The sequence below is a fragment of the Hydrocoleum sp. CS-953 genome, from assembly GCF_002260545.1.
Classification (GTDB): domain Bacteria; phylum Cyanobacteriota; class Cyanobacteriia; order Cyanobacteriales; family Microcoleaceae; genus Trichodesmium.
Map to the genome: position 1 here is coordinate 1 of NZ_LGSU01000603.1, position 3,826 is coordinate 3,826.

Consider the following 3,826-nt stretch of genomic DNA (forward strand, 5'->3'; position numbering starts at 1 on the left):
CATTTATTTCATAGAAAATTAGGAGATGTTTTACAAGAAAAAGGATTATTAGATGAAGCAATTTATAGTTATCAAAAAGCCATAGAAATTAATCCCAATTCTTGCTGGCATTATGGAGCATTAGGAAATGCTTATGTTCAACAGGATAATTTGTCTGAAGCTTTACCTTGTTTAATTCAAGCCTTAAAAATGAGACCAGACCACTATGAAGTTAATCAAAACATAGCGTATATTCTGAAAAAAATAGGTCGCCAAGAAGCAGCTTGTATCTGGAAATCTCAGCAAAGATTACCGAAAGATTGGCTTAAAAAATTTTTCAATTTAACAGGAAATTGGGAAGTTACCTCAGACTCTCCACAAACAAATATTACTCGGATAAAAATCTACTCAAATACTCAATTCAATCTATTGCCATCTCAAACAATTGAAGCAAAAAAGCATCGTAATTTCCAAGATAAAAAAGTTAATTCAGGTGAAGCATTTATAGCTGTACTACCAGAAGGAAGAGGTTGTGTTGATTTAGCAACAAGTGCAGTTATTTCCTCAGACAATAGATTGGTAAGAGATGTTTCTACAGGTTGTGCTGAAGTTATTTTTTCTTCTGGAGAATTACCTCCCATTCATTATATAGATGGTACAGTAGCATTTTTATCAGCAAAATGGGGAGGATTTGTATATTATCATTGGATGTTTGATGTAGTTATTAGAATGGATTTATTACGCCGGAGTGGCTGGATATCTATGATAGATAAATTTGTTTTTAGTAGATGTGATAAAAAATTTCATCAAGAAACGTTAGAAGCACTGCAAATTCCTCAAGATAAAATTATTGAAAGTAGGTTTTATCCTCATATAAAAGCGAAAAAATTAGTAGTGCCTTCATTCACTATTAAACAAGGGGGTATCAGAAGTCCTAAATGGGGTTGTGAATTTATCAGGAATCTATTTTTAAGGTCAGAGAATATTCGTAAAATATCAGAACAGCCCAAACGAATATTTATTAGTAGAAAATTAGCTTCATGGCGAAGAGTAGTCAATGAAGATGAAGTTGTCAGTTTATTGGAAAAATTTGGTTTTATTAGCTTGACTCTAGAATCATTTTCCATAACAGAGCAAGCTACATTAATGTCAAAAGTTAAAGCAGTAATAGCGCCTCATGGTGCTGGGCTAACAAACCTAGTATTTTGTAGTCCTGGAACAAAAGTGATTGAATTTTTTTCTCCCCAATATATTAATCCTATATACTGGAAAATTAGTAGTTTATGTAATCTTTCATATTACTACTTAATAGGTGAAAATTTTGAGAATGATAACTTAGATAAAAAGTCGTGGACACCCGATATTATTGTGAATTTGAAAAAGTTACTAAAAATTATGAAGTTAGCAGAAGTAATTTAATCTCATCACTAAAAAAATGTAAGCATTCAGCGATTAGCATTTCCGTTCTGAAATCCTGCGCAAACAGCTTTCAGGTTTTCCTGGTAAATACTTTTACATTCAGCTTTTGAAAGTAATAACTACTAAAGTTATAAAGTTAGCTGATGACTAATTTCATTAGCATAACTTTTGATTTTCCTTTCATATCTGATAGCTGATGGCTATTTAGCTTCGCGACATAAAAAGCCTAGCTATGACCCAGGAGGCAAGAGGCTAGCTGAGGGCTGTTTGCGCAGCATTCCGTAGGAAATGCTTACAAAAAAACTCAAAATTAGGATGATAAAAATGAAGTCAAAAATATCTACAGAGGATTTACATCAACAGGCTCAATTGTATTTAGCCCAAGGAAAATTAGAAGAAGCAATGGCAGCTTGCAAACAAGCATTAAAAATGGAGCCTAATTTTCCACTCATCTACAAAATATTGGGGAATATTCTGCAAAAAATGGGTCAGATAGACCAGGCAAAAGAATGGTATATCAAAGCCATAAATCTACAACCAAATTTGGCAGAAGTTTATGCAAATTTAGGCAGTTTATATGCTCAACAAAAAAAGTGGCAATTAGCTATTGAATGTTATGACAAAGCCATTAAAATCAAACCAAAGGTAGCAGGTTTTTATCGGAATTTAGAGAAAATATGGCAGTGTTTAGATAAACCAGATTTAGCTACAAAATGTAAGTATCAAGCACTCAAATTAGAACCTAATTCGGCCACAGCTTGCGAACACTTACAGTTAGGTAAAAAATTATTAGAGCAGCAAGAATTAGAAGCAGCGATCGCTTGTTTTGAACGTGCCTTAGAGTTTAACCCATCTTTGACAATTGGATATCAAAACTTAGGAGATGCTTTAGTTGAGAAAGGGGAGTTTAAAAAGGCAATATCTTGTTATCAAAAAGCTATAGAATTACAACCAAATAAATGTTTGATTCACCACAAATCAGGTAAAGCTTGGCAAGAAATGGGAGAAATAGATAGAGCAATTACAGAATTTAATCTAGCCATAGAAATAGACCCTAATTTTCCTTGGGCTTATCGCAATTTAGGCGATATTCTACAACAAAAAGGAAATTTAGAAGCAGCCGAAAAATGTTATAAAAAACTGATAGACCTCAAACCTAATACTTGGAATGCGCAACTAAAATTAACCAATATTCTGCTACAACAAGGAAAATTAGAAGCAGTTATTAATTTGTGTAAGCAGGTGATAGAAATTAATCCTAATTTAACTTGGCCTTATCAAAAATTAGGAGATAATCTACAAAAATTAGGTCTGGATGATGAAGCTGTCAATTGTTATCACAAATTAAAAGAAATCGAACCAAATAATATAAAATGGCACTCTAGTTTAACTCAGATTTTGATGAAACTAGAAAAATGGGATGAGGCTGTGGATGCTTTTCATCAAGGTATTGAACTCAATCAAAATTTATCTTGGTGGTACTATAATTTAGGGGAAGCACTGAGAAAAATGCAAAGGTTGGATGAAGCAATAATTGCTTACTATAGTGCTATAGAATTAGAATCGGATAACCATTTATCTCATAGAAGATTAGCAGATATTTTTCTAGAAAAAGGTTTATTAGATGAAGCAATTTCTAGTTACCAAAAAGCCATAGAAATTAATCCCAAATGCTATGGGCATTATACAGCATTAGGAAATAGTTACATCAAACAGAAGAATTGGTCTGAAGTAATACCTTGTTTAATCGAAGTCCTGAAAATGAGACCAGACATGGAGAATATTCACCAAAACATAGCATACGTCTTAAAAAAACAGGGTCGTCACGATGAAGTTCGCATTTGGAAATCTCAGAAAAAATTACCCAAAGATTGGCTCGAAAAGTTTTTTAATTTAACAGGTAATTGGGAAGTTACCTCAAACTCTTCAACAACTAATATTAGTAGCATAAAAGTCTCGAAGTCTAGTCAAATAAATCTCTTGCCCTCTCAAACAATTGAGCCACAAATTTATCCAAGTTTCCAACATAAAAAAGCCAAGTTAGCAGCAGCTTTTGTCACAATAGTAGCAGAGGGAAAAGGATGTGTTGATTTAGGAACAACTGCAGTTATTACTTCAGATAATAAACTTGTCACAGATATTTCAACAGGTTGTGCTGAAATAATGATATCTTCCTCTCAATTACCCCCAGTTTATGAGATTAATGGAACTGTAGCTTTTTTACCAGTAAATCTGGGAATAAATAATTACTTCCACTGGATGTTTGATGTATTTGTCAGACTAGACTTATTACGAAGAAGTAATCTAATGTCTACTATAGATAAGTTTGTTTTTACTAACTGTAGTAAAAAGTTTCAAAAAGAGAGTATAGAAGCTTTGAAAATATCTCCAGAAAACGTCATAGAAGCTCGCTTATTTCCCAAAATTA

General features: G+C 32.8%; 2 protein-coding genes. Both read left to right on the forward strand.

The window, feature by feature from the left end:
* The coding region (locus tag AFK68_RS06650) for a glycosyltransferase 61 family protein (protein WP_143437633.1) at positions 1-1,398 on the forward strand (1,398 nt) is incomplete at its 5' end.
* A gap of 324 nt (positions 1,399-1,722) precedes the next feature.
* Positions 1,723-3,826: tetratricopeptide repeat protein (locus tag AFK68_RS06655; RefSeq protein WP_168186348.1), on the forward strand; the 2,104-nt coding region annotated here is incomplete at its 3' end.